The organism is Edaphobacter sp. 4G125 (assembly GCF_014274685.1).
In the GTDB taxonomy this organism is placed as follows: Bacteria; Acidobacteriota; Terriglobia; order Terriglobales; family Acidobacteriaceae; genus Edaphobacter.
In genome coordinates, this window is sequence record NZ_CP060393.1 from 4,001,117 (window position 1) to 4,026,688 (window position 25,572).

The window sequence follows — 25,572 nt, forward strand, 5'->3', positions numbered from 1 at the left end:
AATCATGAGAATGCTACGGAATTCTGCTCCACTTCACCTGACTGCCATCGTCGTATCGGCCTCGCTGACACTTGGTTTTGCAACCGGCTGCTCCCGCGATCCCAACAAACAGAAGCAGAAGTATTTCGAGAGCGGAAAGCGTTATGAGAAAGAGGGCAAGCTCAAGGAAGCGGCCATCCAGTTCTCCAATGCTCTCAAGGTCGATCGCGACTTCGCCGACGCACACTACGAGCTATCGAAGGTCTACCTCAAGCAGGGCTCTGTCATGCCCGGATATAGCGAACTACGCCGCACGGTCGATCTGGCACCGAACAACCAGGAGGCCCGTATCGAGTTGGGCAACCTGCTGTTAGCAGGAAACTCTGCCGACAAGGCAGCCGAACAGGCCAATGCCGTTCTTGCGCTGAACAGCAATAATGCCGACGCCTACGCCCTTCTTGCCGGAATCGCAGCCCGGAAAGGGGATCGCACCACCGCGTTGACCCAAATCAAAAAGGCGCTCTCGATCGATCCTAATCGCGGCACCTTCTATACCACGCTTGGCATGCTGCAAGCCGGCGACCCAACCACCGCGGGACAGGCCGAAGAGCAGCTTCGCAAGGCCGTCTCCCTCGACAGCAAGAACGTCACTTCGCGGATCGTTCTCGCCTCTATGCTCCAGAGAAAAGGTGACCTCGCTGGTGCTCTCGACCAGATGAATGCGGCTGTTACGGCCGATCCCAACAACGTTATGGCCCGCTCCAGCCTGGCAGACCTCTACATGCTGCAGAACAACCAGGCCAAGGCTGAAGAGACTCTCCAGAAGGCCGCTGACGATCTGCCTGACGATGCAACCGCAGCCGACATGCTCGCCACGTTCTATCTCCGCACCCACCAGCTCGATCGCGGAGAACAGGTCTACTCCGACCTCGTCTCCAAACATCCCAAGAGCCCCTCACTCAAGCTCTCCTATGCTCGCCTCCTCGTTGCCAAAAAGGACCTGAACAAGGCGCACGCCATCGGACAGGAACTGGCCAAAACCGACAGCGATCTTCCGCAAGTTGCGCTTCTGAACGGCATGCTTCTGATGAACGATGGTAAGTCCTCCGAGGCCTTCGATGTGTTGCAGAAGGCAGCCAAAGCAAATCCCGACAATCTCCAGGTAAAGGTCTGGCTTGGACGCGCCGCCGCATCCAAGGGAGATATTAACGCCGCGCAACAGGCCTTCCAGGACGCCGTGCGCATCAGTCCTCGAAACCCTGATGCGCAGCAGGGTCTCGCTCAGATCGCAATTAGCCGTCGCGACTTCAATACGCTCGCTCAGCTTGGCGACGCCGCCATTACTGCCTCTCCGCAGGCTGCAAACGGCTATATCTGGCGCGGCATGGCGGAAGGCAGTCAGAAGCTCTACGACAAGGCAGAAGCTGATTTCAAAGACGCCATCAAGATGGAGCCCTCCAATGCGACCGGCTACCTCGAGCTGGCCCAATTGCGCCTCGTCCAGAAGAACATGTCTGATGCGCGCAACCTTCTCGAGCAGACGCTGACGCACGATCCAAACTCCTCACGCGCGCTTCGCCTGCTGGCGGCCACCTACATGGCTGATAAGCAGCCCGCCAAGGCCGTGGACCGCGTGCAGCAGCAACTCGCGAAGTCCCCGCAGAATTCCGACATGTACAGCCTGCTCTCGCAGCTCCAGGGAGCGACCGGCAATAACGCCGGGGCCATCGACTCCGCAGAAAAGGCTATGGATCTCAATCCGAACGATCCGGTTGCTGCTATCGTCTACACTCGCGCGGTCGTCAGCAGCGGGGATGCAGCCAAGGCTCTGGCCAAGTGGCAACAATGGACCAAGGACCATCCTACCGATCCCAGAGGGTTCACCCTCCTCGGCACTCTCCAGGAGGCACAAGGCAATCGCGATCAGGCGATGGCCTCTTATAAGAAAGCCCTGGAGATTCAACCGGAGCAGCCCGTTGCCTCCAACAACCTCGCTTACCTGATGGTTGAGACCGGTCAGAACATCGACGTCGCGCTCTCACTCGCTCAAACCGCACGCCGCGCGATGCCCGATTCTCCAAACACGGCCGACACGCTCGCCTGGGCCTACTACCATAAAGGAAATTACACCTCGGCCCGCGATCTGCTTGAAGATGCGGTCAAGGCCAGCCCCAACGATGCCGCACTGCACTATCACCTCGGTCTGACCTACAGCAAGCTCTCGGACAACTCCGATGCGACCCTGCATCTGAAGAAGGCTGTCTCGCTTGCACAGCCAAACAGCCAAACGGCAAAGGACGCCGAGAAGGCCCTGAGCCAACTCGGCTGATCTCCTGACGTTAGGGCTCTTTTGTTTCCATTCAAGATGCCGGACCTGTAATCTTTCTGCGGGTTCGGCTCACTTAGCTTCTGCGGAAAACACGTGAACAGTAAAACCATCGCTCGCAATACCGCCTGGTACGGGCTTGAGTCTCTCATCGGCTTTGTCTCGTCCCTGGTGACGTCCATTGCCATCGCTCGGGCGCTCGGCCCGACGAAGATGGCGTACATCATCTACGTCACCTGGCTGACCGGCATCGTCAGCAGCCTCGGTTCCGTCGGTATCCCCACCACCACCCGCAAGTACATGGCGGAGTTTCTTGGCGGAGGAGATGCCGCTACCGCCCGTTACATCTACCTCCGCACCTTCTTCCTCCAGACAGCCATCGGCGCCATCGCAACCCTCGGCGCAGTCATCTGGGTCTTTCACGACGCTCCTCTGGAATATCGCACCGCCGCGCTTCTTCTCGTTCTGGGCATTCTGCCCGCAATGAGCAACTTCATCTCGGCCCAGGCCAACGTAGCCGCGGAAACTCTCTCTGCCAACCTTCCCGGTTCGCTTGCCTCTACAGCAACCTATTTCGTTCTCACCCTGCTTTCTGTCACCCTCCACTGGGGAGTCAACGGAATCGCCTTCGCGATGTTCGCGATGAAATGGGCCGACTATCTCGTACGCCTTATCCCTACCATGCGACGCATCCTCGCCTGGGACAACGGTGACGCCCATCCTCCTGCAGACCTCCGCGACCGCATGATGAGCTTCGCCGGGCAGAGTGTGATGAGCATGCTTCTCATGCTCGTCGTATGGGACCGCTCCGAGCTCTTTCTGCTCAAGCATCTCTCCACCGATATCCGCCAGCTCTCCTTCTACTCCGTTGCCTTCAACCTCGCCGAACGTCTTCTACTCTTCCCCACCATCTTTGGTGCAGCTGCCGGAGCCAGCATCTATGCCCAGTTCGGACGCGACCGCTCTAAACTGCCTGCTCTCACTGCAGCTTCAGCGCGATACATCGCAATGATCTCGTTGCCGATCCACATCATCTTTGTCCCTCTTGCAGCTCCCGTCCTTCTCACCTTCTACGGCAATCAATACGTCGGGGCTCTCCTGGTTTCCTCCGTCGCTCCTCTGCTCTGCCTTCCTAAAGCCTTTCTCGGCCCTATTCAGAGTCTCTATGAGAGCGTCGACCGCCAGAAATACTTTATCTACACCACAGTGTTCGCTTCCTTTGTCGACATTGGAGTCGCATGGCTCCTGATCCCCGCACACGGCGCTCTCGGGGCCTGCATCGGCAGCGGAGCCGCACAGTTCACCGCCGTCGGATTGATGTGGGCAATAGGAATTCGCCAATACAAAATTCCGCTCCCCTGGAGCTTCATCTTCAAGATCACGGCGATCAGTGCAATCTCCAGTGTTGCTGCCTACACACTCGCTTCCCGTCTCTCACCGTTCCTTGCACTTATTGCTGGAAGCGCCGCGGCCACAGCAGTGTTCTTCCTGCTCGCTTATATCTTCAAAGTCCTTGAGCCCGAAGATCGTGACCGCTTCAAGGTCATCATCAACGCCTGCCCTGCCGCGCTGGCCTCTCCCATGAACTTCCTTCTGGACTGTTTCACGCAGCGTCCCGCCACGAACCGGACCACTGCGGTATAAGTGTTCCGATCTAACCATTAACCGTCGGAGCGCTATTTCAGACTGGAGAACCTACATTGCCCACGGGATCGGCAGCGAGTTCACGACCAACTCGCCCGCCCATGTTCGTCCATCGGTTCGCATAACAAAACGCGCCAGGACGCATGCAGCATGCAATTTGCATTCACAATGGTCGGAAGCTGCCCCTGCTTTTCTGCCATCGATGTGCTCGAGCCCAAGCAACCAAATTGGGGAAAGGGAAAGACACAACTTCGCAATAAAAAAATAAGTGAGGAGAGATTCTCCTCACTTACAGAAAGCTACAAACTGCCGGGCCTTGACCCTTTGCAGCAGGGCTCCCGACACCTGCTGCAAAGGGTCAGCCCCGTCAGACCTTACTTCGTTGCGGCTGCCTTCATCCGACGCATCAGAGCGCCGGCCGAGCCCATCAGGCCCGTTCCGAGCAGCAGCAGCGTTCCGGGTTCCGGAACCGTGGTCAACTCGCCAGAGAAGTCCAGCCCTTGGTAAACCAGACCGGTCTGTAGCACGTTGAAGGTCAGCGTGTTCGTGCCGGCCAGCAGGTTAATATTGCTCAGGTTGAACGTGTACTGCATGACGCAGGTTGGGGGTCCATCCGCGCAGTGCGCATCGCTTCCGATGACGCCCTCGGGGATAATCAGAGTGCCATTCAGCCAGACGTCCGTGGTATCGTCCGCCAGCACAGTCAGGAAACCGTGATAGACCTCGGTACCAAGTGCCGAAAAGGTTGTGGTGTAGGTATAGGTTCCGTTGGGATCGACATTGCCGCCCGTCGGACCAGAGTTCGGGTCAAACGACACCCAGCTCGAGTTCGTGCCGGCTGCCGGGGCCCATGCACTGCCGGACCCAATGTTGTAAGTCTGAGACGCCCCATACGTAACCGGGGTGTTGTCAGGTAGCGTGGCTGGTGCGGATCCACCATTGCCGTTGGATGCGCCATAGCTGCCCAGAGAGATGGTATCTGCAGCCGCAAACGCGGTCGTAAGTACCATCATCGCTCCCAGAGCAGAGAGTTTCGAAGATAGCTTCATTGCTTCCTCCTGGAATGCCTTCGAATTTAAGATGGAAACCGGAATCCGTCTTGAACCGCGTCGTCCAGAAACCATTTACTTCAAACAAACAGGTGAAACAGGCCCTGAAGCCGGCAAGAGAGAGAGATGCATGGCTTCGTTTGTGCCATATATCTGCATATAGCCGTCCAAAGATAAAAGACTATTTTTCAGCTATTTACAGAGGGATCCGCCAGGTAAACATGCAAATAATTGCTTATTTGAAGGGGAAATTAAGCTCCCAATCCGTCGACTTTGCAGAACAATGAACCTATATTCATTCGTACTGATGCAAGATGTTTGTTGTAGGAGTTCGTCCAACCTCTTGTTCTGGAACGACCACTATCAATCCCAGACCGGAGATTTATATTGAATCCACCTCAGAAAGCCACCGAAATATCTCCCTCCCGCACTCCATCTGGGTTTGAGGTCTCTCGATCGATATTGCTGGTACTTTGCCTCTTCTTTCTCGCCGCTCGAAGTCTCGCAGCTCTTCCTCTCGCCGGAACTCCTCTCGACGAGGGCTATCGCGATATGTACAACCTGCGCTTCGCCGACGCGCACCTGAAATTTCAGCAGTGGACGAAGATCCATCCGGAAGACCCCATGGGCCCCGTCTCCGATGCTGCGGCCTGGCTCTTCAGTGAATTCGAACGCCTCAAAATCATCGACGTCCAGCTCTTCGCGAACCAGGACCGTTTCGACAGCCGGGGCCGTCTCACTCCGGATGAGAACGTGCGGCGGTCCTTCGAAGACCGTCTCAACCAGGCCTCCAGTCTGGCAGATGCCGCGCTCCAGAAGAATCCTCGCGATGCCCGAGCGCTCTATGTCAAAACCCTCGTCAACGGAATGCGCTCCGACTACGCCCTGATGATCGACAAGAAGGATCTCGCAGCGCTCAACTACAGCAAACAGGCCAGCGCCCTCTCTAAACAGGCGCTCGCCGTCGATCCGCACATGTACGACGCCTACCTTGCATCAGGCGTAGAAAACTACATGCTTAGCCTGAAGTTCGCTCCCGTGCGCTGGCTCCTCAATCTCACCGGGGCATCCACCAGCCGTGAAGAAGGAATCCGGCTCTTGAAGATCACTGCGGCCCAGGGACACTATCTCGCACCCTTCGCCCACATGATGCTCGCCGTCGCCGCGCTCCGCGAAAACCGCCCACAAGAGGCCCGCGCCATCCTTATCGATCTCAAACGCCAGTTCCCCCAAAATGCTCTCTACGACCGCCAGCTCGCGCTTATTCCATAAATGCCGGAATGTTGGGCGCCCTCTACATGCGGCAGGCATGCGTGTTTTAGGACTTCCATCATTCTCAAAAAAACTTTTACTACTCTTCCAGCCGAAAGCATGTACGCTGGATTGCGTCTTTCAAAAACTGTTCCACGTATCCACGTAATCCAAAAATAAAGGCCCACACACTTCATGCGCATTGCATCCGTCGGGACAGCTTATCCTCCCTATCGCTATCACCAGAGCATCATCTCCGAAGCCCTTCGCGAACGCTGGCAACACAAAATGGAGGAACCCCGTCTCCTCACCCGCCTTCATGCCAACTGCGGTGTTGAACATCGGCACACTGTTTTTCCTCTGGAGGATTACCCCACTCTCGACACCTTCCGTAAGACCAATGACGCCTGGATCAAGGCCGCTGTCGATCTCGGCCAGCAGGCCATCTGCCGTTCTCTCGACTACGCAGAGATCTCTCCCGAGCAGATCTCCGCTATCTTCTTCGCCTCTGTCACAGGAATCTCGAGTCCTACTGTGGACGCGCGCCTCATCAACCGGCTTCCTTTTCCTGTCAACATCAAACGCACCCCCATCTTTGGTCTGGGTTGCGTCGCCGGTGCCGCCGGCATCGCCCGTGCATCCGACTACGTCCGTGCCTTCCCGACCCACTACGCTCTTCTTCTCTCGGTTGAGCTATGCTCGCTCACCTGGCAAGACGACGATCAGTCCATCGCCAATCTCATCTCCTGTGGCCTCTTCGGTGACGGAGCAGCAGCCGTCGTCATCGCAGGAGCAGAAACTGAGTTCGCAAAGAAGCAACGAGGACCACGCATCCTCGCCACCCGGTCCACCTTCTACCGCAACACCGAGCGCGTCATGGGCTGGGATATTGTCGAGACAGGATTCAAGATCGTCCTCTCCCCCGATGTCCCCCGCGTCGTCGAAGAAAATCTTCTTCAGAACGTTGAAGACTTTCTCGCCGACAACAATCTAACCCGTTCCGATATCTCGAGCTACATCTTCCATTCCGGCGGTCCGAAGGTCCTTGAGGCCATGCAGAACTCCCTCGGTCTGCCGCCCGATGCCCTCGCTCCTTCATGGAAGAGCCTGCGTGAAGTAGGTAACCTCTCCGCAGCCTCTGTCCTGGCTGTCCTCGAAGACTATCTCAAGGTCCACCCTGGCAAGCCCGGTACCTACAGCATTCTCGCCGCAATGGGACCGGCCTTCTGTTCGGAGCTCGTTCTCCTTCAGTGGTAGGTGTCCGGATTACACAAAAAACAAAAGATGCCCATATCTGGCGGCTTTATCGCCAGATGTGGGTCCATTGCGCGACACGCAAACCTGCCTCATTCACCCAAACGTGTCATTTCGACCGAAGGCCGCAGGCCGTAGTGGAGAAATCCCCGCATCTCCATCTCTCCAAAAGTCGATTGCCTCGCCAGATTCTTCGCTAGTTCGGTGTCAAGCCCCTGATCCGCCTAACCTGTACAAACCAAACCACATCCTCGATGCAGAATTACCCCTCTCACCCTGCTATTCTGGATGGAGATGAGAAAGCCCCGGAGATATCTCCGGGGCTTTCTCATTAAGAATTACCACCAGGAAGTCCGGACTTAAACATCGAGCAATCAAGACTTTGCACAAATATGGGGGGGAGGGTCGCAGTGAGTCAGTCTCGGGCTCCCGGCATCGACGTCACCAGAGAAGGCTCCCGGTAACCGTGATCCTTCTCATCCTTCGCAGGCTCCGTAGTCGCAATTCCATATAGCGAGTGCGAAGAAAGTCTTTGTGCCACCAGCCACGATACAGCGCACGAAACCAGGACCATCGGCAGCAGATGCCATTGTCCCGTAAGCTCCACCGTCATGAATCCTGCCATCAGGGGAGCATGAGTCGCCGCTGCCAGCAGGCATCCCATACCGAGAACCGCAGCCATCAGCGGATTCGCCACATGAAAGAGGTGCGCCAGCAGATATCCCACCGCGCCGCCGGCAAAGACCGTAGGAGTAAACACTCCGCCCACCGTTCCTGTTCCCACACAGAACGTCGTCGCACAGAGTCTTAGGAGCAACACGATCAGCAGACCATCGACCGCTGGGGAAGATTGCATCATCGAAAGCAGCGCAGCGTCTCCATTCCCCCAGACCATCGTGCTCTTCAGCGAGAGGACGCCCACCAGAACTCCGCTCCAGAGCAGCGGAAGCGGCCATCTCGAAGTACTCCTAAGGCTCCGGATCAGCCACTGATAGGCCGGGCCTGCAAATCCGATCAGAACGGGAAACAGAAGCAGAAAAATCAGTGTGCTGTCCGCTCTCAGCCGAACTGATGGCATCTCGAAGACAGCAAATAACGGTCCACGCCCCAGCAGCAGAACGCTGATGAACCATCCTGAAAGCGACGCAACCAGAAGCAACGGAAGAACCGGGAGTACGAGGCTGCCCATCACAATCTCGGCCGCAAAAAACACTCCTGCAATGGGGGCTTGATATGCCGTAGCGACCGCAGCGGCAGCGCCGCAGGCAACCTGGGTCGCCAATGGAAGATGCGAGCGGCGAAAGCGTCCTCCCACCCATGATGTTGTGGCCGTCGCAAACTGAATCATCGAGCCTTCGCGCCCGATCGCTGCACCTGTCGCGATCGAGAACGCCGACGAAAACGTCCTCCACAGCGTTGGGATAAACGAGATGTGTCCGCCATTCTTCTGAACCGCTTCGACATACTCTTCCGAACCGTTCTTCACAAAACGATGCCCTAGTTCTGCAATCGCCATCGCAGCCAGCGCACCAATCACAGGAATGAACACCCTGTGCCACGAGCTCAGTGCCCCGGCAGCATGAGAGAGCAGGCCGGAGTGGCCCGTAAACAGCCACTGAAGAAGGCGAAACAGTAGGCGGATTGCTACGCAGGCAGCGCCGCTGATGAGTCCGAGAACCGTAACCCAGGCAAGATCTCCAAGGATGATCAGTGGTTTAGCTCGCCAGTTCATAATTCCCTGCAACCTCTCCGGTGGGAACAGAGGGCTGATCAACAGCTTCAATGCTATCCGTCTGCTGATGAACAGAAAATCTCTCTGCAAGTATCGTCGCCAAATCCGCCGCCTGTTGACGCAGCTCCGGCACCGCAATGGACTCGATCAGCGTACCTTGTCGCGGCGGACCCACGCAGAAGAGAATCGGGGAAAACGCTCCGCTACGCTGGCGGAGCGCTCCTGCTTCATCCGCCCACAGACCGTAACCATGCGGTCCTGCAACGGCCTGCCCTTGCGCAAAAAGACTGTTCAACAACGGAGAAGCCACTCGGGTATAGTTCATATCCGGCCCCGTGCAGTTGATCACGCGTGCAGCCGAGATCTCTTGCAATTCGCCCTTGGAATCTCGCATTTGAACCCGCGCTCCTTCTGATGAGACATGCACGGCATGAAGGCTACCGCGGCGCTGGAGCAATGTCCCCTCCTTTAGTTCCGCGTCGATGCGATCGGCAATCGCTGGGGCCATGCGATGACGCACGACCTCCCACCGGCGCTGAAGATGACGACGGAATCGCTGTTGCTCTACGAATGGAAGCGCTAGCCACAGTTCATTTGTTCTTGAACGGAGACTATCGACTACAGCGCGCCAATCTGCTCCCGAGCGAATCGCTCGATGCACCACATGGAGCAGTTCACTTGCCCGTTTCGGAGTATTCCTGATGACAGGTCCATCAAGTGCCTGATAACCAGCGTGCCGATACGGAAAGACGCCATGCCGCGAGATCGCAGTCACAGCACCGCGATGCCCCAACTCACGTAGCCGCAGGAGAACATCGACAGCCGTCAGTCCGGAGCCAATCAAGGCTACAGGAGCCTCTGGAGAAAGTTCGGCATAAGTTTCATTCTTCCAGGCAGAGTGGCAGTAGACACCTGCCGCAATTGCCTGCTCGTCCACACCTCGCAACGGCGCAGGATTGAAGTTGCCTGTCGCGAGTACAACTGCATCTGCAAGGATCTCTGTCCCGTCTGCAAGGCGAACAGCAGCCTGTCCGCCTCGAACGTTGCAATCCAGCACTGTTGTCTGGCGGTGTTCCAGTAACGGAAGCATGGGTTCAAGAATGGACTGGATATAGCGGCCAAATACGGCTCTGGGAATGAAGTCCGTCTCCTTAACCTGTGCGTCATAGTTCTTTCGTAGCCATCTCAGGAGGTGATCGGGCTGATCCGGCAACGCGCTGATCTTTCCCGCTGGAACATTCAGCAGATGCTGATGGCTCTGGGTCGAGTAAGCAAGCCCTAGTCCCAGGTCGAAGGAAGGATCGACGAGAACAACCCTGGCCCGCACCTTACGACGCAACAGGTGGTATGCCGTAAGAGTACCGCTAAAACCGCCGCCTACAACTACGATCGTTCTACGCAATCTCATGACTTCAACCTACCGCTCATCGCGCAGCTTGGATATTTTCAAATTGTGATTCGCTATAAGAAAAACGAATGACCCCTATTACTCCATCCAAAACGCCCCAGGGCTCGCGGGATCGTCCCCAAATTTGCTAAAACGGTTCCTGACCTGGAGGGCTTGAACCATGTTTCGGTTTGTTCCTGCTATTGCGACTGGAGTCCCCTGCCTCCTCCTCGCACTGAACATCAACACTCAACCGTTCATGAAAGGATCGAACAATCCATCGATGGAGATTCCAGTACAGATCGAACGACTCGATCCAGCAGCAGATGCTCTTCTACCCCAGCATCCCGTGTGGCATAGAGTAGCGACAGGATTCACCTGGGTGGAGGGGCCGATCTGGATTCACTCCGGTTACCTGATGTTCGCTGATATCCCCAGCAACAGCATTCGTAAAGTCGACTCTCACGGCGATTCAATCTGGCTGCAGCCCAGCGGATATCGGGGCCAGGAACCCTATGGCGGGAAAGAATCAGGAAGTAACGGCATGACGCTTGATCCTGCGGGCCGTCTGACAGTGGCCGGCCATGCAGCTCGCAATGTGATGCGCTTCGAATCCATGGATCCGCATGGCACGGTAACAATTCTTGCCGACAGCTATCAGGGAAAGAAACTGAACAGCCCGAATGATCTCGTGTATGGTCCCGATGGTTCGCTCTATTTCACAGATCCTCCCTATGGTCTGCGAACACAGAACGACAGTGATCCTCACAAGGAACTGAAGATCAATGGCGTCTATCGCATTCCGAATGCCACGAAGCAGAAACCGGGTTCGCAACCAGACCGCAATGCGCTGCAACTCCTCGTGAGCGATCTGCCACGCCCGAATGGAATCGCATTTTCCCCAGACGGCAAGTGGCTCTACGTCAGCAACAGTGAGCCGAAATTCTGGATGCGCTATTCCGTCAAGGAAGATGGGACTTTAGGCGCGGGCAGTATCTTTCTGGACGCCTCAAATGACAAGCGTAACGGCGCACCTGACGGCATCAAAGTCGATGCCAAAGGAAATCTCTTTGCAGCAGGCCCCGGAGGCGTGTGGATCATCTCTCCGACAGGCAAGCATCTGGCAACCCTTCTGACAGAGAAAAGCACGGCCAATATGGCATGGGGAGGCGCAGACGGGCGAACACTCTACACGACGACTACGGACTCCGTCTTCAGCATCCGCCTTAATACGACAGGCCTGCGTCCGTAGAGATCACCAGTCCGTCAAAGTTCCATCGAGTTTGCGTGCAATCGGCAGATAGGCGCGCTGGTAGGGATATTTCTGAGCTAGTCTTTCGTCAATATCCACGCCTAACCCTGGTTCATCGCCGGGAACCATGTATCCCGCATCGAAGCGATAGGCATGAGGGAAAACCTGATCGGTGAGCGAAGTATGCGGCATGTGTTCTTGAATGCCGAAGTTGTGGATCGCAAGTCCGAAATGAAGCGCCGCTGCCATCGTCACAGGAGAAAGATCAGTCGCACCATGGAATCCCGTCTTTACCTGATAGACCGCGGCAAAATCCGCCGCTTTCTTCAGCGCGGTGATTCCACCTCCATGCACGATGGTCATGCGGAGATAGTCAACCCACTGGTTTCGGATAAGATCATGCGCATCCCAGAAGGAGTTAAAGACCTCTCCCGTAGCAATAGGAGTAACCGTGTGCTGACGAATCAGACGAAACGCATCCTGATCTTCGGCAGGCGTAGGATCTTCCATCCAGTAGAGGTGGTAGGGTTCGAGCGCTTTACCTAAACGCGCTGCTTCGATCGGTGTGAGTCGATGATGGACATCATGCAGCAGGTGAACATCCTCACCAACCTCGCGTCGTAATGCCTCGAAGAGCTGAGGGACGAAGTTCAGATATCTCTCGGTGGACCACACGTTTTCCGATGGGAGTCCTCTCTCCGCAGGCTCATACGGCTTGCTTCCCTTCGGAACTCCATAACTTGAGGCCACTCCCGGAACCCCGCACTGCACCCGCACAGCAAGATATCCTTCGGCCATCAACTTCTTTGTGCTCTCAATTGCACCTGGAATATCTGAACCATTCGCATGAGCGTAGACCAACACTCCCTGACGGCTCTTGCCTCCGAGCAGGTTATAAATCGGCGTGTGCAGCGCTTTTCCTTTGATATCCCAGAGCGCGACATCCACGGCAGAGATTGCCGTCATGGTGACCGGGCCCCGCCGCCAGTAGGCTCCGCGATAGAGATACTGCCAGACATCTTCGATTGCAAAGGGATCGCGGCCAATGAGGCAAGGGATGACGTGTTCCTCAAGATAGCTTGCGACGGCAAGCTCCCGGCCGTTCAGCGTCGCATCACCCAGTCCATAGATTCCTTCGTCGGTCTCAATCTTGAGAGTGACAAAGTTGCGATCTGGCGAACAAACAATCAGCTTGGCAGCTACGATCTTCATAACAGGACCTAATTTCCCCTCAACGAAACCTTACACAATCATCGATTGACTCCGCTTGCCAGAAATCCTCCGTCGACCGTCACAATCTGCCCTGTCGTAAAGCTAGATCGGGGGCTGGCAAGATACAGCAGTGCGGAAACCAGCTCATTCGGCTCGCCATATCGCTGCATCGGCGTCCTTTGCAGAAGTTCCTGCCCTCGAGGACTGTCGATGATCTTGCGGTTCAGCGCTGTCGGAAAGACCCCCGGAGCAATCGCATTCACTGTCACCCCAAAAGGGGCCCATTCCACCGCAAGAGATCGCGTTAATGCGCCAACAGCAGCCTTGCTCGCTCCATAAGCAGCGACCTCATGAAACGCCACGAAGGTAGAGAGCGATGCGATATTTACGATCCGGCCAAAGCGGCGCGCCAACATAGTTTCTCCAAAGACCTGACAGCTGCGAAGTGTCCCCGTCAGATTCACGTCCATAATCTGGCGCCACAGGTCTTCATCCATCTCCAGCGTCGGAACACGTTTCGTAATACCGGCACAGTTGACCAGAATGTCCACTGCACCAAACCGAGAGAGGACTGCGTCACGCAGACGTACCAGAGATGACCGATCCGCGACATCGCTTGGCATACTCAGCGTAGAAACGCCTATCGCTTCAACCTCCACGCTGGTTTCCGCAACGGACTCTTCACTGCGCGATGAAGCTACGACGGTAATCCCTTGCCGCGCCAGCCCCAGCGCGAGCGAGCGCCCGATCCCAGACGTTCCTCCGAGTACGACGGCGCACATGTCCCTAAACTCGACAGGATTCGCCAACGGTCTATTCATCCCATCAATTCAATCACCTTTTGTTACATGTCCTCTGAATAATTGAAGGGACAGTAGCTCAAGCGCGATCAAGGATTCTCCTGTTCCGATGGCTCACCAGGATTTGCAAAATGCAGAGTATCCATAGCACCATGGTTCTCTCAATGGAATCTCTCACAGGAAAAACGGCGCTTGTCACTGGCGGATCCCGCGGAATCGGACGTGCTACCGCACGCTCTCTCGCTACAAGAGGCTGCGCCATCGCGATCAATTATCTCCATTCGGCAGAAGACGCCTCCTCTCTCCTTCAAGAGGTTCGGGACATAGGCAGTCGCGCTTGTATGGTGCAAGCCGATGTCTCTCATCCCGACGAAGTGACACACATGGTGAATGCTGTCTCGCAGGAATTAGGACCTGTCGATATCCTCGTCAATAATGCGGGAATCAATCCCACAAAACCTTTTCTCGAGCTTGATTTATCTGACTGGAACCAAACCATCCAAACGAACTTGACCTCTGCCTTTCTTGTCTCGCAAGCCGTTCTCCCCTCTATGCGACAGAGACAATGGGGAAGACTAATCTTTCTCTCCTCCATCGCAGCACAAACTGGGGGTGTCATTGGCCCTCACTACGCTGCCAGCAAAGCAGGCATGCTGGGGCTCATGCACAGTTATGCCAATCTCCTCGCTAAAGAAGGAATCACTTCGAATGCAATTGCTCCTGCGCTAATCGAAACCGAGATGGTCCGTCAGAATAAAACAATTCGCCCTGACATGCTTCCCGTTGGTCGCTTTGGCCACGCAGAAGAGGTCGCTCAGGCGGTTGTCTTTCTGGCTTCGAACAGCTATACCACCGGCCAAACTATTAATCTGAATGGCGGATGGTACATGAGCTAACCAACGTCCCACTTTAGATATTGAATCAGTGAACTCTCCCTCCTCCATCCCGGAATCCCTCTCTCCGCGCGACTTCTCTCCTGAAGACCAGCGGAAGATCCATGCCAGCCTGAAAAAGCGGTGGCTCTTTGTTCTTCCTGCGGCCTTTATCACCTACAGTCTGGCCTATGTCGATCGCGCGAACTATGGATTCGGGGCTGCCGCCGGACTGGCGGACACGCTTCATATCACCGGCGCCCAGACCTCTCTTCTCGGCTCGCTCTTCTTTCTCGGCTATTTTCTCTTCCAGATTCCCGGTGCCCGGTTCGCCAGGACACGTAGCGCCCGTTGGATCATCTTCGCCTCCCTCATCGCCTGGGGAGCACTCGCAGCTCTCACCGGCGTCGTTCGTCATTTTTCTTTGCTGGCCGCGATCCGCCTCTTGCTTGGCATCGCAGAGAGTGTCATCTTTCCCGCGATGCTGCTCCTGCTCACGCGCTGGTTTACGCGCGAGGAACGGTCGCGTGCCAACTCCATTCTGATCCTCGGCAATCCTGTCACCGTCCTCTGGATGTCCGCGATCACTGGATATCTCATCCAGGCCGTTGGCTGGCAAATGACCTTTGTTCTCGAAGGGCTTCCCTCTGTAGCTTGGGCCGTAGTCTGGATTCTTATCGTCCGCGATCGCCCTGCCGAGGCTCGCTGGCTGGATCGACACGCATCTCAGGCTCTCGAAGAACGGCTCGCACAGGAGCAGGTAACTCTCGATCCAGTGAAGTCGGTTCAGCAAGCCTTCCTTCGTCGCGATGTCATCCTGCTTTCCATCCAGTATTTTTGTTGGAGCATCGGCGTCTACGGCTTTGTCCTGTGGCTTCCGACGATCGTGCGGCAGGGTGGTTCGCTCTCTATGGCACAGACAGGGCTGCTCTCTGCCATCCCTTATCTCGCAGCGATCGTCCTCATGCTCGTTGCCTCATATCTCTCCGATAAGACTCTTCGCCGCGAATCTCTTGTCTGGCCATTTCTGCTGCTCTCCGGAATCGCTCTGCTCGGCTCTTTCCTCATCGCAGACAAGAGCTTTCATATCGCATTCATTTGTCTTGTCATCGCAGGCGGCTGCATGTATGCGCCGTATGGACCCTTTTTCGCTATCATCCCCGAACGCCTGCCAAAGAATGTCACCGCCGAAGTCCTCGCCCTGGTCAATAGTTGCGGAGCTCTCGGAGCTTTTGCTGGAAGCTACATCGTCGGCCTTCTGCAATCATGGACAGGAAGCTCGCGTCCCGGATTCTTATTCATGGCCATCTCACTCATCGGTTCCGCTTTGATCCTGCTCGCACTTCCGAAAACGCCTCACCGAAACACGATATAAAAACAGACAGAATGCAATAAGAACTAATATGCCTCCAGAGAGCGACATCTCGATCTCCAGCATCCTCGAAAGCGATTCCTCACTCTTTGCAGAAGTCAGGACGCATGCGCGAGGCCCCGAAGGCGCGCTTCCTATCACTCCCGAGATGCTGCTCACTCAACCCTCCGGCAATCTCTTCGGACTTTCACAAGATGCCGGTATGGGATGGGAACCTTCGCGCCTGCTCGACCCTGAGTTTCTCATCCTGAGCACACACGGAGGTCTGCGCGCTCAGGATGGCACTCCCATCGCGCTCGGCTTTCACACCGGTCACTGGGAGGTCGGCCTGCTCGTCGCTGAAGCCGCACGCGAGTTCCGCAACCTTCACGCCATTCCTTTTGCCGGAGCCTGCACCGATCCTTGTGACGGCCGCACACAAGGCACGATCGGCATGTTCGACTCTCTGCCTTACCGCAACGATGCCGCAGTCGTCCTCTCGCGTCTCATTCGCTCTCTTCCCACTCGCAAAGGCATCGTCGGCATTGCTACCTGCGACAAAGGTCTTCCCGCAATGATGATGGCGCTGGCCGCCTGTGGCCCTCTTCCATCTGTCCTCATCCCCGGCGGAGTCACGCTGCTCGCAGACGAAGGAGAAGACGCAGGCAAAGTCCAAACCATTGGCGCGCGATACTCGCAGAACCAGATCACTCTCGAATATGCTGCTGAAATCGGCTGCCGCGCCTGCGCATCCCCCGGTGGTGGCTGCCAGTTCCTCGGCACTGCCGCAACCTCGCAGGTCGTCGGCGAAGCCCTCGGACTCTCACTTCCTCACTCTGCTCTTGCCCCGTCAGGTCAACCCATCTGGCAGGAGAGCGCTGCTCGCTCTGCACGCGCCATGCTTCGACTCGCGCATCTCGGCCTCGGCACCAGCGATATTCTCACCGATGCCTCCATCCGCAACGCAATGGTGCTTCACGCGGCCTTCGGTGGATCGACAAATCTTCTCCTCCATGTCCCTGCCATCGCCCACGCAGCTGGTCTGCGAAGACCCTCTGTAGAAGACTGGGCCAGCATCAACCGACACATTCCTCGCCTCGTCGATGCTCTTCCCAATGGTCCCAACAACTTCCCTACCGTGCAGGTCTTCCTCGCTGGCGCAGTCCCCGAGGTAATGCTGCATCTTCGCCACGCCGGGCTGCTCGATACCTCCGTTCGTACCGTTACCGGAGAGACGCTCGACGAAAATCTCAACTGGTGGGAACAGAGCGAGCGTCGTCGCGGGCTCAAAGAAAAACTACGCCAGCTCGACCGCGTCGATCCCGATGACGTCATCCTCTCTCCCGATCGCGCACGCTCTCGCGGCCTCACAGCGACTGTCTGTTTTCCTGTAGGCAACCTTGCACCTGAAGGCTCCGTTATTAAGAGCACTGCAATCGATCCTTCGCTCATCGACGAGAACAATCGCTATCACCACGTCGGTCCTGCGCGAGTCTTCACTACCGAAGAAGCTGCTATCGCAGCTATCAAACAAGGTTCCATCGGCAAAGGTGATGTCCTTGTCCTCATCTGTGGCGGCCCTGCCGGTGCTGGCATGCAGGAGATCTATCAGATCACCTCTGCGCTAAAGAGTCTGCCGCACTGCAAACACGTCGCCGTCCTCACGGATGCCCGTTTCAGCGGCGTCTCGACCGGAGCATGCATCGGCCACATTTCTCCCGAAGCCCTCGCCGATGGTCCCATCGGGCGCGTACTCGATGGTGACCTCATCGAGATCATCGTCGACCGCAACGCTCTGCATGGCAGTGTCAATCTCGTTGGCGAAAACAACGAGCGCTTCTCCGCGGAAGAAGGTCACCGTCGCCTCCATGCGCGTGCTCCGCGTAACGATCTCGCTCCCCATCCCATGCTGCCCGCTCAGACCAAATTATGGGCGGCTCTTATCCAAGCAAGTGGAGGCATCTGGGGCGGCTGCGTCTACGACACCGACGCCATCGTCACCCAACTCCGCGCAGGACAACAAGCTATCCAAAACTCATCTCAGAATAAGGAAGCAAGATGAAGCTCTATCGCACCCAGACTGGATTCTTTGCAGAGAAGGACGGAAACTACTTCTCCATCAACGCAACCGATTGGGATGATCTGCTCGCCAGCCCCGACATCTACGAGCACGTAAAGAACTCGCTCTCAACGCGTATCGAATCCCTCGACGATCATCAGGTTCTTGCGCCTGTCGTCAGCCAGGAGGTTTGGGCCGCAGGCGTCACCTATTTCCGCAGCCGTGATGCCCGCATCGAAGAGTCCAAAGATGCAGGAGGCGGTACCTTCTACGATCGCGTCTATCATGCAGAGCGTCCAGAGCTCTTCTTCAAGGCAACCGGACGACGCGTCGTTGGCCCCGGCAAGCCGGTCCGCATTCGTACCGATGCCAGCTGGTCCGTGCCAGAGCCCGAGCTCACTCTTCTGATCAGCTCCGCGGGGACCATCACGGGCTACACCATCGGCAATGACATGAGCTCTCGCGATATCGAAGGGGAAAACCCGCTCTACCTTCCTCAGGCGAAGGTCTACGACGGTAGCTGCGCTCTCGGCCCCGCTCTTCTTCTGTCTCCCGATCCTCTTCCACGCACGACCTCCATCCAGCTTCAGGTCTCGCGCAAAGGATCGATTGCCTTCTCTGGCGCGACGACTCTCGCAGAGTTGAAGCGCGAGCCTAAGCTCCTCGCCGCATATCTCTTCCGCGACAACAGCTTTCCTCACGGAGTCTTCCTGATGACGGGAACCGGCATCGTTCCCGGAGACAGCTTCACGCTCGCCAGCGGGGACATCGTCCGCATCACCATCGACGGCATTGGAACCCTGGAAAACCCCGTCGCCTGACGAGGTCCCCCGTCAAAAAGTGCACAAAGTATTCAAAGGAAGGGACATAGCCTCGGACTTCCTTTGTCGCTCCCTTGAAACAACGACACCCGGCACAGGGCCGGGTGCGCTTCTTACTCCTGATTTAAGGATATCAGGGGGTGTCAAGTGAACCGTCGTCCGGCACAGAACAGGATCACTTCCCACAAGCCAACTTATCGGTATCACCCGGTTCTCAATGAGTAACTCGGCAATTTGGCATCCATCCAGACGCATGAATGAAAATGCTGCTTTTCACTGGCGTACGGATTCATGACGTCGCCGACCCATCCTCTCCGCCGTGTACTGATTAGTAACTGACGGATAGGCAACTGATGCTGCGCCCACTCACGCGCGATCAACCTGCGCGCGGGTGGGCGCTAGCCGGGATCGATTTCTTACGCAGCCATTTTCCCCTGGACCCCCTTCACTGCCGCACGGATCACATCCAATACCTTGCCGGGCTGGGAAAGCATTGGGACATGGCTGCTGTCCAGTTCATAGGTGTTGGCTCCCATCCGTTTGGCCATTGCACGCTCCAAATCAGGATGCACGGTGTGGTCGTTTTTCCCGACGATGTACCAACTCGGCTTCGTCTTCCATGCTGTTCCTCCGGCCTTCGCGCCGAAAAGATCAGGTTTCGGGACACCTTGGGTCGCCCACACCAGCTTCTGCTCCTCTTCTGAAAGATCTCCGCAAAAATACTTCGTACCATCGCGCCGCAGCCAGATACGCCCGTCGACCACCTCGATGTGCGAGAATACGTCCGTTGCCGGAAAGTTTGACTGCTGTGTCTGGGAAGATTCATCCGCGTCCGGAGCGAGGGCGCAGATGTAGACCAGTCCCGCAACACGGTCGTCGTCACCCGCACCGGTAATTACGGTCCCACCGTAGGAATGGCCGACGAGGATGACAGGGCCACTGACCCGGCCAATCGTTGCCTTCGTCACGGCCACGTCTTCTTCCGTTGTGTTGAGACCGTACTGCGCTGCAATACACTCATACCCCTCTGCCTGAAGAGGGACGATGAGCTTGCTGAAACAGGAACCGTCTGCCCACAGTCCATGGCAGAACACGAGGCTGGGTTTGGTTTGCATGTTTTTGTCTCCTTGGCGCATTGGGAATCACTTGCTGCTCACACTAGGCATCGAGCCATTTGCTTTCTTGTATAAACATGCTGGTTTTGCGAATTCTTGCCCAAAAATCACCAGAGTCGTCCCTGAGAGAAGGCCGATCTCAGGCTTGACGGCTTGCTGCAAGTTCTCGGCGCCATCTCCCAGGAGTTACGCCCACTAACTGGCGGAAGGCGTTCGTAAAGGCCGCCTGGTCATTAAACCCGGATCGGATCGAGATCTCAGTCAACGACATCCCGGTCTGGCTCATCAGTTGTTTGGCAACGTCAATGCGATGCTGAATCAACCACTGATGTGCAGACACACCGAAGGATGTTTTGAACGATCGGGCAAAGTGGCTCGTGGAAAGGCCACACTCTCTGGCAATTTCGGCCAATCGAATGTGACCGTTAAGGTTTGCATGAAGCACCTCAGAGGCTCGCCGCTTCTGCCAAGGCGCGAGACCGCCCTTCAGCCGTCGCGTCGTCTTGAGAAGGATGCCGTATCGCTGCAGCAGATGCGCTCCGAGAACCAGGCGCAATTGGTCTAGAGCCAGCACAGAGGGGGCATCGTTACGACCGATGTACGGCAGTATGCTCTTCGTGATTTGCGCCACAACCAGATCGTCTTCCAGCACTGCGGGGCGATAGTCTCGCACCTGGCCATAGCCCAGGTCCTCGGCGATATCATTCAGCCCGGTTCGAGGGATGGAGTAATGCATGAAGTCGAAGGCGCTGCCCGCCCAGCATCTTGGCTGGGAATCAAAGTCGACCACATTCGATCGAAACGAATGTACCGTCGAGGTCTTGATCAATTTGTCTCCCGCCCAAACGCGGTAACTTGAAGATGCCAGAGGCTTCAGCGAAACCGAAAGCAGGAGCGCGGGAACAGACGAGGACTTTGTAATCCGGTCCTGCAGCCCAAAGGGCGACGTCAGTCGCGTAATTGAAAATGTCGGCGCGGTCCGATACTCGGATGGAACCACGGACCGCTCGTTCAACTGGAAGAACGTCGTGAACGGAGAGTCCTCTGAAACCTGCTGATTTACGCCTGCATTCGGTGATGCCTTCTTGTCCATCGCAACCCCTGGGGACTCAAAGACTGATCATCTAGAAAGTGGCCGTATTCTACGACTGTGGCTATGCGACTGCGAAGTTATTCTTTAATGAAAACTTCTGCACGATTCTAGTTCTATTGACCGATTCCGAATCTCAACTGGCGATAGCAGAGCAAGTCGCTCATTCACCTGAGAGGAATCCATGAGGATTAGTCCCGAAAAACGTTCTTATAGACACTTACCAAGTATCCGCTCCGAATTGGCAGCCATTTGGAAGTTGTAGATTCAAACTGCCCTACTACCCGTCGCTACGATCGGCTCAACACCCCGTTCAGCATCCGCATAATCCCTAGAGAATTCGCCTTCCGCAACGCCTCCGGCAGCGATCCATCAGGACAATCCTGATAGCAGACCGGCCGCGCAAAGCGCATGATGGCTCGCGTCCCTACTGAGGTCGTCCTGCTGTCCGAGGTTGCCGGATACGGTCCCCCATGCACCATCGCATGGCACACCTCAACACCCGTCGGATAGCCATTAAAGAGAATGCGCCCGACCTTCTTCTCCAGCACACGGATCAGATCGCCCGCCTGCGCGATATCTTCTTCCGTGCCATGAATCGTTGCCGTAAGGTGACCATGCAATTTCTCTGCAACCGCAACAAGATCACTCATCTCACCGTACTGCACCAGCAACGTCGTCGGCCCGAAGATCTCTTCTTCCAGCGCATGGTGTCCTAAGAACTCCTCCAGCGAGACCTCGAACAACGAAGGCGCACCCAAGGCTCCGTCTGCATCTCCCGAGCTCTTCGCACCCGCGACCAATTTCGCCCGGCCCTCTTTCGCTCGCTCCTCGACTCCGCTCTTATACTTTGCGGCAATTCCGGGAGTCAGCATCCCTGTCGACGTCATCGCGTCGACTCCTGCCTGCAGAGCCCCGGTAAACGCTCCCATCTCTCCGGCAGGCCCGAACACCAGCCCCGGCTTCGTGCAGAACTGTCCCGAACCTAACGTGAAGGAAGTTTGCAGTCCCTGCGCAATCGCATCCCTGCGCTCCTTCATCGCCCCCGGCAAAATAAACAGTGGATTCGTGCTTCCCATCTCGGCATAGCAGGGAATGGGCTCTGGCCGTTCCGTCGCCAAACGGGTTAGCGCTTTGCCCGCGGCCTGCGATCCGGTAAACGCAACCGCCTTGATCCCCGGATGCTTCACCAGCGAGACTCCAACCTCTACACCTGCATCGAACAGCAACGAGAACACGCCCTCCGGCAATCCACTCTCCTTCACCGCCTTCTGGATTGCTTTGCCAACCAGCTCACTCGTGCCCGGGTGCGCTGGATGTGCCTTCACCACGACAGGACAACCCGACGCCAGCGCCGAAGCCGTATCTCCACCCGCAACGGAAAATGCCAAAGGAAAGTTACTCGCTCCAAACACCGCCACTGGCCCCAGCGGCTTCCACATCGATCGCACATCCGGCTTTGGCAGTGGCTTACGCGCAGGATCAGCCTCATCGATCCTCGCATCCACCCATGATCCTTCCTCCACTACCTCCGCAAACAGAACGAGCTGATTCGCCGTCCGTGCCAGTTCGCCTTGCAAACGCGGTACAGGCAAGCCTGTCTCCAGATTCGCGCGCCCTACAATCGCCGCACCCAACGCTGTAAGCTCTCCGGCAATCTTTCGCAGAAAGGATCCTCGTTCCTTAACCGAGATTTCTGCATAGATCGAAAAAGCTGCGCTTGCCAGCTTTACTGCATCACTGATCTGCTGCTCTGTCGCGGAATAGAACAACGGCTCCATCGTTTGCCCTATGGCTGGGTTCACAGCGCGAAAGGTTGCTGCGCTCGACGAAGCAATACGACCTCCGATTAAAGACAATCCCGCCAACGAAATTTCGACCGACGACATGCACATACTCCTTCAATCTTCTTCAGAACAAGATGTTGAATGCTCGCAAACAGAGATCATAAAGTTGCGAACCAACCAGCTTTCATCTCACTCAACGATCGCGAGGTCAGTGTAAATCACCCCTATTTCTAACTTTATCTCCGGTTTTCCTTTTCCCTTCATTTCGGGCACACTCGAACCATGGTGCGTGTCGGTATCGACGAAAACCTCTCTCACGAACTATTGAAGGACTTTCCTCCGCAAGTCGAGTTTGTCCGCATCCCTCGCCACTCCACAACAGAACATGAGATCGACTTCTGGATTCTTCCCTTTGCCCGACGTGATGCCGTCAATACCTTCTCTCGTCTGCATGGCGTAAAGGTCATCCAATCTATGATGGCCGGTGTCGACTGGATTCTTCCCTGGCTGCCCAAAGACATTACTCTCTGCGATGGCCGTGGAATCCACGACATCTCCACCTCCGAGTGGGTCCTGTCCGCCATTCTCTCTTCCCTCAAGCGATTCCCTCTCTACCGCGATCTGCAGCACCGATGCGAGTGGGGCGGACAGGCTGCCGTCAAAGATGGCTTCCTCAACGAGACCGGAACCAACGCAGGCCAGTACCGCATCCTTAGCGAAGACCTCTCCGGCAAGACCGTCCTGATCGTCGGCTACGGCTCCATCGGAGCCGCCATTGAAGCTCGCCTCGCTCCCTTCGGCGTCGACATCCTCCGCATTGCACGAAGTGCGCGCTCCGCTCCGCAGGTCTTTCCTGTCTCGGATCTCCATCGCCTACTCCCTCAGGCGGACATCGTTGTCGCTATCGTTCCGCTCACGTCTGAAACAACCAGCCTCTTCAAAGAGGAGGAATTCAAACTGATGAAGCATGGAGCTTTGCTCATCAACGCAGCGCGAGGGCCTGTCGTCGATACAGATGCTCTGGTAGCAGCACTTCAGTCACACAAGATTCGAGCTGCCCTGGACGTCACCGATCCCGAGCCGCTTCCTCAAGACCACCCTCTCTGGTCAGCGCCAAACTGCTTGATCACTCCACACATCGCGGGCTCTACGCCAGAGTTTATCCACCGCGCTTTTCGCTTCGGAGCTGCCCAGGTGCGCCGCTATCTAGCAGGCGACCCCCTCGAAAACGTCGTTACTGAAGCCGGCTACTGACAATGAAAAAACCGCCCGGAAAACCCTCGGACGGCCTTTCTTCTGGACCACGAAATCTACCGATTACATCCGGCGTACCCGAGGCGCGCGAGGAAGATCTTCGTCATATTCGCTCTCCTCCTCCTCGTCATCATCATCATCCTCATCTTCGTCGTAATAACCTTCGTCGTCTTCGTCCTCTAACTCTTCATCGTCGTCCGAATCGTCATATTCGTCGTCGTAGTCTTCATCGTCCTCGTCGTCATCCTCTTCTTCTTCGTCCTCTTCCTCCTCGTCGTCGTCATAATCTTCATCTTCGTCGTCTTCCTCCTCGTCGTCATCGACACTACGCGCTGCGACAAAGAGTGGGTCGAAGGGAAACAGATCCGTTGCGATCGCACTCGGATCGAACAGAGCAGTGGAAGGGATCGGGCTATTCATTTCAGTCGTGATGGGCTCGAGGGCCATGAACAATTTCTCCTGTTCGCACTATTGTATTGGGGTAGGATGCATGGATTTGCAAAAGGTTAGTGTGAAAATTCACGAATTCGCATCTCGCCCCGGCGAAGAAATTTAGAAAATTTCCATTGCACCCGTTTCAAAGGCAGTGCAACCATCTTCTCCACGCTTATTCTTTCACTTCTGTCCTGAAACAGGACACGTGACTTATTCCGGGTCATTCCTGACGAAAAAGTAAGGGTACTGGAGGCACGATGAACCCTTCTCTCTTTCGATATAGAAGATGCAGCCCGGCCTCGCTCCTCTTTGCGCTCCTTCTGTTTGCCCTTCCCTCTCCCGCCCCAGCACAGGAGATTGCTGTTCCGCAAAGCCTGGAGGACGCTCTCCACCGGATGTCCGATGACGCGGGAATCATCTTCGCAGGAGAGGTCACCGCAATCCGCCATCTAGCTGGAGAACAGGACAGCTCGGGGATCGTCGAGGTCGACTTCCGCGTCGATCAGGCCATTCGAGGCTGTTCAACCGGTGCGTATACTCTTCGCGAATGGAGCGGACTCTGGCAGGGCAGCGATCAGCGTTATCGCATCGGGCAACGCTTCCTCATGCTTCTGCATACTCCTAATGCTGCCGGCCTCACCTCTCCCGTGGAAGGGCCTGACGGAGCCATCCCTCTCCTAACCATGCCTTCGACCGACAACTCTCCTGCTATCACCGTCGACTTTCGCTGGATCGAAACCCACATCCTACAATCCGCACTCTACTCTGCCTCCAACCGGATCGCCCATCAGGCTGCTGCTTCTCGTGTCAGGCCAGAAGATGCCTCATCTCCCATTTCGCAGCAATCTCCTCTCTCCACCGTCGTCGAAAAGCTGCATTCCTGGAAGCAGGAAGCTCCGTGA

General features: G+C 56.3%; 20 protein-coding genes. 11 read left to right on the top strand and 9 right to left on the bottom strand.

Features of this window, described 5'->3' with window-relative positions:
- Positions 1-4: 4 nt before the first annotated feature.
- Together H7846_RS16845 and H7846_RS16850 are read left to right on the top strand one after the other, a co-directional pair.
- Positions 5-2,308 carry a tetratricopeptide repeat protein gene (locus H7846_RS16845; RefSeq protein ID WP_186693833.1) on the top strand — a complete coding sequence of 768 codons (2,304 nt, stop codon included), beginning with the start codon at positions 5-7 and terminating at the stop codon, positions 2,306-2,308.
- Between the two features lie 93 nt (positions 2,309-2,401).
- Positions 2,402-3,949 (top strand): oligosaccharide flippase family protein, encoded by a 1,548-nt coding sequence (locus H7846_RS16850; RefSeq protein ID WP_186693835.1) that lies wholly within the window; start codon positions 2,402-2,404, stop codon positions 3,947-3,949.
- 374 nt (positions 3,950-4,323) lie between these two features.
- Here the strand turns inward: H7846_RS16850 and H7846_RS16855 are convergent, their stop codons facing one another.
- Positions 4,324-4,998 (bottom strand): PEP-CTERM sorting domain-containing protein, encoded by a 675-nt coding sequence (locus H7846_RS16855; RefSeq protein WP_255460702.1) that lies wholly within the window; start codon positions 4,996-4,998, stop codon positions 4,324-4,326.
- Between the two features lie 387 nt (positions 4,999-5,385).
- Here H7846_RS16855 and H7846_RS16860 point away from each other — a divergent pair, with 387 nt between their 5' ends.
- Together H7846_RS16860 and H7846_RS16865 are read left to right on the top strand one after the other, a co-directional pair.
- Positions 5,386-6,270 carry a hypothetical protein gene (locus H7846_RS16860; protein WP_255460704.1) on the top strand — a complete coding sequence of 295 codons (885 nt, stop codon included), beginning with the start codon at positions 5,386-5,388 and terminating at the stop codon, positions 6,268-6,270.
- Positions 6,271-6,444: 174 nt separating this feature from the next.
- The gene (locus H7846_RS16865) at positions 6,445-7,506 is read left to right on the top strand and encodes a type III polyketide synthase (RefSeq protein WP_186693837.1); all 1,062 of its coding nucleotides are present in this window, start codon (positions 6,445-6,447) and stop codon (positions 7,504-7,506) included.
- Positions 7,507-7,918: 412 nt separating this feature from the next.
- Here H7846_RS16865 and H7846_RS16870 read toward each other — a convergent pair whose 3' ends face one another.
- Positions 7,919-9,235, bottom strand: a complete 1,317-nt coding sequence (locus tag H7846_RS16870; RefSeq protein ID WP_186693839.1) for a chloride channel protein — start codon at positions 9,233-9,235, stop codon at positions 7,919-7,921.
- Positions 9,219-10,643, bottom strand: coding sequence for an FAD/NAD(P)-binding protein (locus tag H7846_RS16875; protein WP_186693841.1), 1,425 nt, complete (start codon positions 10,641-10,643; stop codon positions 9,219-9,221). Before H7846_RS16875 ends, H7846_RS16870 begins: the two co-directional genes overlap by 17 nt.
- A gap of 160 nt (positions 10,644-10,803) precedes the next feature.
- Between H7846_RS16875 and H7846_RS16880 the strand changes: the two genes are divergently transcribed.
- Positions 10,804-11,874, top strand: coding sequence for an SMP-30/gluconolactonase/LRE family protein (locus tag H7846_RS16880; protein ID WP_255460705.1), 1,071 nt, complete (start codon positions 10,804-10,806; stop codon positions 11,872-11,874).
- A 3-nt stretch (positions 11,875-11,877) separates the two neighbouring features.
- Here the strand turns inward: H7846_RS16880 and manD are convergent, their stop codons facing one another.
- Positions 11,878-13,086 (bottom strand): D-mannonate dehydratase ManD, encoded by a 1,209-nt coding sequence (manD, locus tag H7846_RS16885; RefSeq protein ID WP_186693843.1) that lies wholly within the window; start codon positions 13,084-13,086, stop codon positions 11,878-11,880.
- A 38-nt stretch (positions 13,087-13,124) separates the two neighbouring features.
- On the bottom strand, positions 13,125-13,907 hold the full coding sequence (locus tag H7846_RS16890; RefSeq protein ID WP_255460707.1) for an SDR family NAD(P)-dependent oxidoreductase: 783 nt from the start codon (positions 13,905-13,907) through the stop codon (positions 13,125-13,127).
- Positions 13,908-14,017: 110 nt separating this feature from the next.
- Between H7846_RS16890 and H7846_RS16895 the strand changes: the two genes are divergently transcribed.
- Genes H7846_RS16895 through H7846_RS16910 form a run of 4 tightly spaced genes read left to right on the top strand, consistent with a single transcriptional unit; the run spans position 14,018 to position 18,989 of the window.
- Positions 14,018-14,782 (top strand): SDR family NAD(P)-dependent oxidoreductase, encoded by a 765-nt coding sequence (locus H7846_RS16895; RefSeq protein ID WP_222597524.1) that lies wholly within the window; start codon positions 14,018-14,020, stop codon positions 14,780-14,782.
- 28 nt (positions 14,783-14,810) lie between these two features.
- Entirely contained in the window at positions 14,811-16,133 is a 1,323-nt protein-coding gene (locus H7846_RS16900) for an MFS transporter (RefSeq protein ID WP_255460708.1), read from the top strand.
- A 28-nt stretch (positions 16,134-16,161) separates the two neighbouring features.
- Positions 16,162-18,171 carry a YjhG/YagF family D-xylonate dehydratase gene (locus H7846_RS16905; RefSeq protein ID WP_186693845.1) on the top strand — a complete coding sequence of 670 codons (2,010 nt, stop codon included), beginning with the start codon at positions 16,162-16,164 and terminating at the stop codon, positions 18,169-18,171.
- On the top strand, positions 18,168-18,989 hold the full coding sequence (locus tag H7846_RS16910) for a fumarylacetoacetate hydrolase family protein (protein ID WP_186693852.1): 822 nt from the start codon (positions 18,168-18,170) through the stop codon (positions 18,987-18,989). Before H7846_RS16905 ends, H7846_RS16910 begins: the two co-directional genes overlap by 4 nt.
- A 416-nt stretch (positions 18,990-19,405) precedes the next feature.
- Here the strand turns inward: H7846_RS16910 and H7846_RS16915 are convergent, their stop codons facing one another.
- From H7846_RS16915 to H7846_RS16925, 3 genes are all read right to left on the bottom strand, one after another.
- Entirely contained in the window at positions 19,406-20,104 is a 699-nt protein-coding gene (locus H7846_RS16915) for an alpha/beta hydrolase (protein ID WP_186693854.1), read from the bottom strand.
- 139 nt (positions 20,105-20,243) lie between these two features.
- Entirely contained in the window at positions 20,244-21,197 is a 954-nt protein-coding gene (locus tag H7846_RS16920) for a helix-turn-helix domain-containing protein (protein ID WP_186693856.1), read from the bottom strand.
- Positions 21,198-21,484: 287 nt separating this feature from the next.
- Positions 21,485-23,083 (bottom strand): aldehyde dehydrogenase (NADP(+)), encoded by a 1,599-nt coding sequence (locus H7846_RS16925; RefSeq protein WP_255460710.1) that lies wholly within the window; start codon positions 23,081-23,083, stop codon positions 21,485-21,487.
- A 180-nt stretch (positions 23,084-23,263) separates the two neighbouring features.
- Between H7846_RS16925 and H7846_RS16930 the strand changes: the two genes are divergently transcribed.
- The gene (locus tag H7846_RS16930) at positions 23,264-24,235 is read left to right on the top strand and encodes a 2-hydroxyacid dehydrogenase (RefSeq protein WP_186693858.1); all 972 of its coding nucleotides are present in this window, start codon (positions 23,264-23,266) and stop codon (positions 24,233-24,235) included.
- A 63-nt stretch (positions 24,236-24,298) separates the two neighbouring features.
- On the opposite strand, the gene H7846_RS16935 is transcribed toward H7846_RS16930, so the two are convergent.
- A complete protein-coding gene (locus tag H7846_RS16935; RefSeq protein WP_186693860.1) occupies positions 24,299-24,682 on the bottom strand; it encodes a hypothetical protein in 384 nt (127 codons plus the stop codon).
- Between the two features lie 245 nt (positions 24,683-24,927).
- Here H7846_RS16935 and H7846_RS16940 point away from each other — a divergent pair, with 245 nt between their 5' ends.
- The gene (locus H7846_RS16940) at positions 24,928-25,572 is read left to right on the top strand and encodes a hypothetical protein (protein WP_186693862.1); all 645 of its coding nucleotides are present in this window, start codon (positions 24,928-24,930) and stop codon (positions 25,570-25,572) included.

Coding starts and splice junctions, on each gene's coding strand:
- H7846_RS16875 (WP_186693841.1), bottom strand. CDS start 10,643: ATGAGATTGCGTAGAACGATCGTAGTTGTAGGCGGCGGTTTTAGCGGT.
- H7846_RS16890 (WP_255460707.1), bottom strand. CDS start 13,907: ATGAATAGACCGTTGGCGAATCCTGTCGAGTTTAGGGACATGTGCGCC.
- H7846_RS16935 (WP_186693860.1), bottom strand. CDS start 24,682: ATGGCCCTCGAGCCCATCACGACTGAAATGAATAGCCCGATCCCTTCC.
- H7846_RS16905 (WP_186693845.1), top strand. CDS start 16,162: ATGCCTCCAGAGAGCGACATCTCGATCTCCAGCATCCTCGAAAGCGAT.
- H7846_RS16870 (WP_186693839.1), bottom strand. CDS start 9,235: ATGAACTGGCGAGCTAAACCACTGATCATCCTTGGAGATCTTGCCTGG.
- H7846_RS16920 (WP_186693856.1), bottom strand. CDS start 21,197: ATGGACAAGAAGGCATCACCGAATGCAGGCGTAAATCAGCAGGTTTCA.
- H7846_RS16915 (WP_186693854.1), bottom strand. CDS start 20,104: ATGCAAACCAAACCCAGCCTCGTGTTCTGCCATGGACTGTGGGCAGAC.
- H7846_RS16925 (WP_255460710.1), bottom strand. CDS start 23,083: ATGTCGTCGGTCGAAATTTCGTTGGCGGGATTGTCTTTAATCGGAGGT.
- H7846_RS16910 (WP_186693852.1), top strand. CDS start 18,168: ATGAAGCTCTATCGCACCCAGACTGGATTCTTTGCAGAGAAGGACGGA.
- H7846_RS16880 (WP_255460705.1), top strand. CDS start 10,804: ATGTTTCGGTTTGTTCCTGCTATTGCGACTGGAGTCCCCTGCCTCCTC.
- H7846_RS16930 (WP_186693858.1), top strand. CDS start 23,264: ATGGTGCGTGTCGGTATCGACGAAAACCTCTCTCACGAACTATTGAAG.
- H7846_RS16895 (WP_222597524.1), top strand. CDS start 14,018: ATGCAGAGTATCCATAGCACCATGGTTCTCTCAATGGAATCTCTCACA.
- H7846_RS16940 (WP_186693862.1), top strand. CDS start 24,928: ATGAACCCTTCTCTCTTTCGATATAGAAGATGCAGCCCGGCCTCGCTC.
- H7846_RS16845 (WP_186693833.1), top strand. CDS start 5: ATGAGAATGCTACGGAATTCTGCTCCACTTCACCTGACTGCCATCGTC.
- manD (WP_186693843.1), bottom strand. CDS start 13,086: ATGAAGATCGTAGCTGCCAAGCTGATTGTTTGTTCGCCAGATCGCAAC.
- H7846_RS16865 (WP_186693837.1), top strand. CDS start 6,445: ATGCGCATTGCATCCGTCGGGACAGCTTATCCTCCCTATCGCTATCAC.
- H7846_RS16855 (WP_255460702.1), bottom strand. CDS start 4,998: ATGAAGCTATCTTCGAAACTCTCTGCTCTGGGAGCGATGATGGTACTT.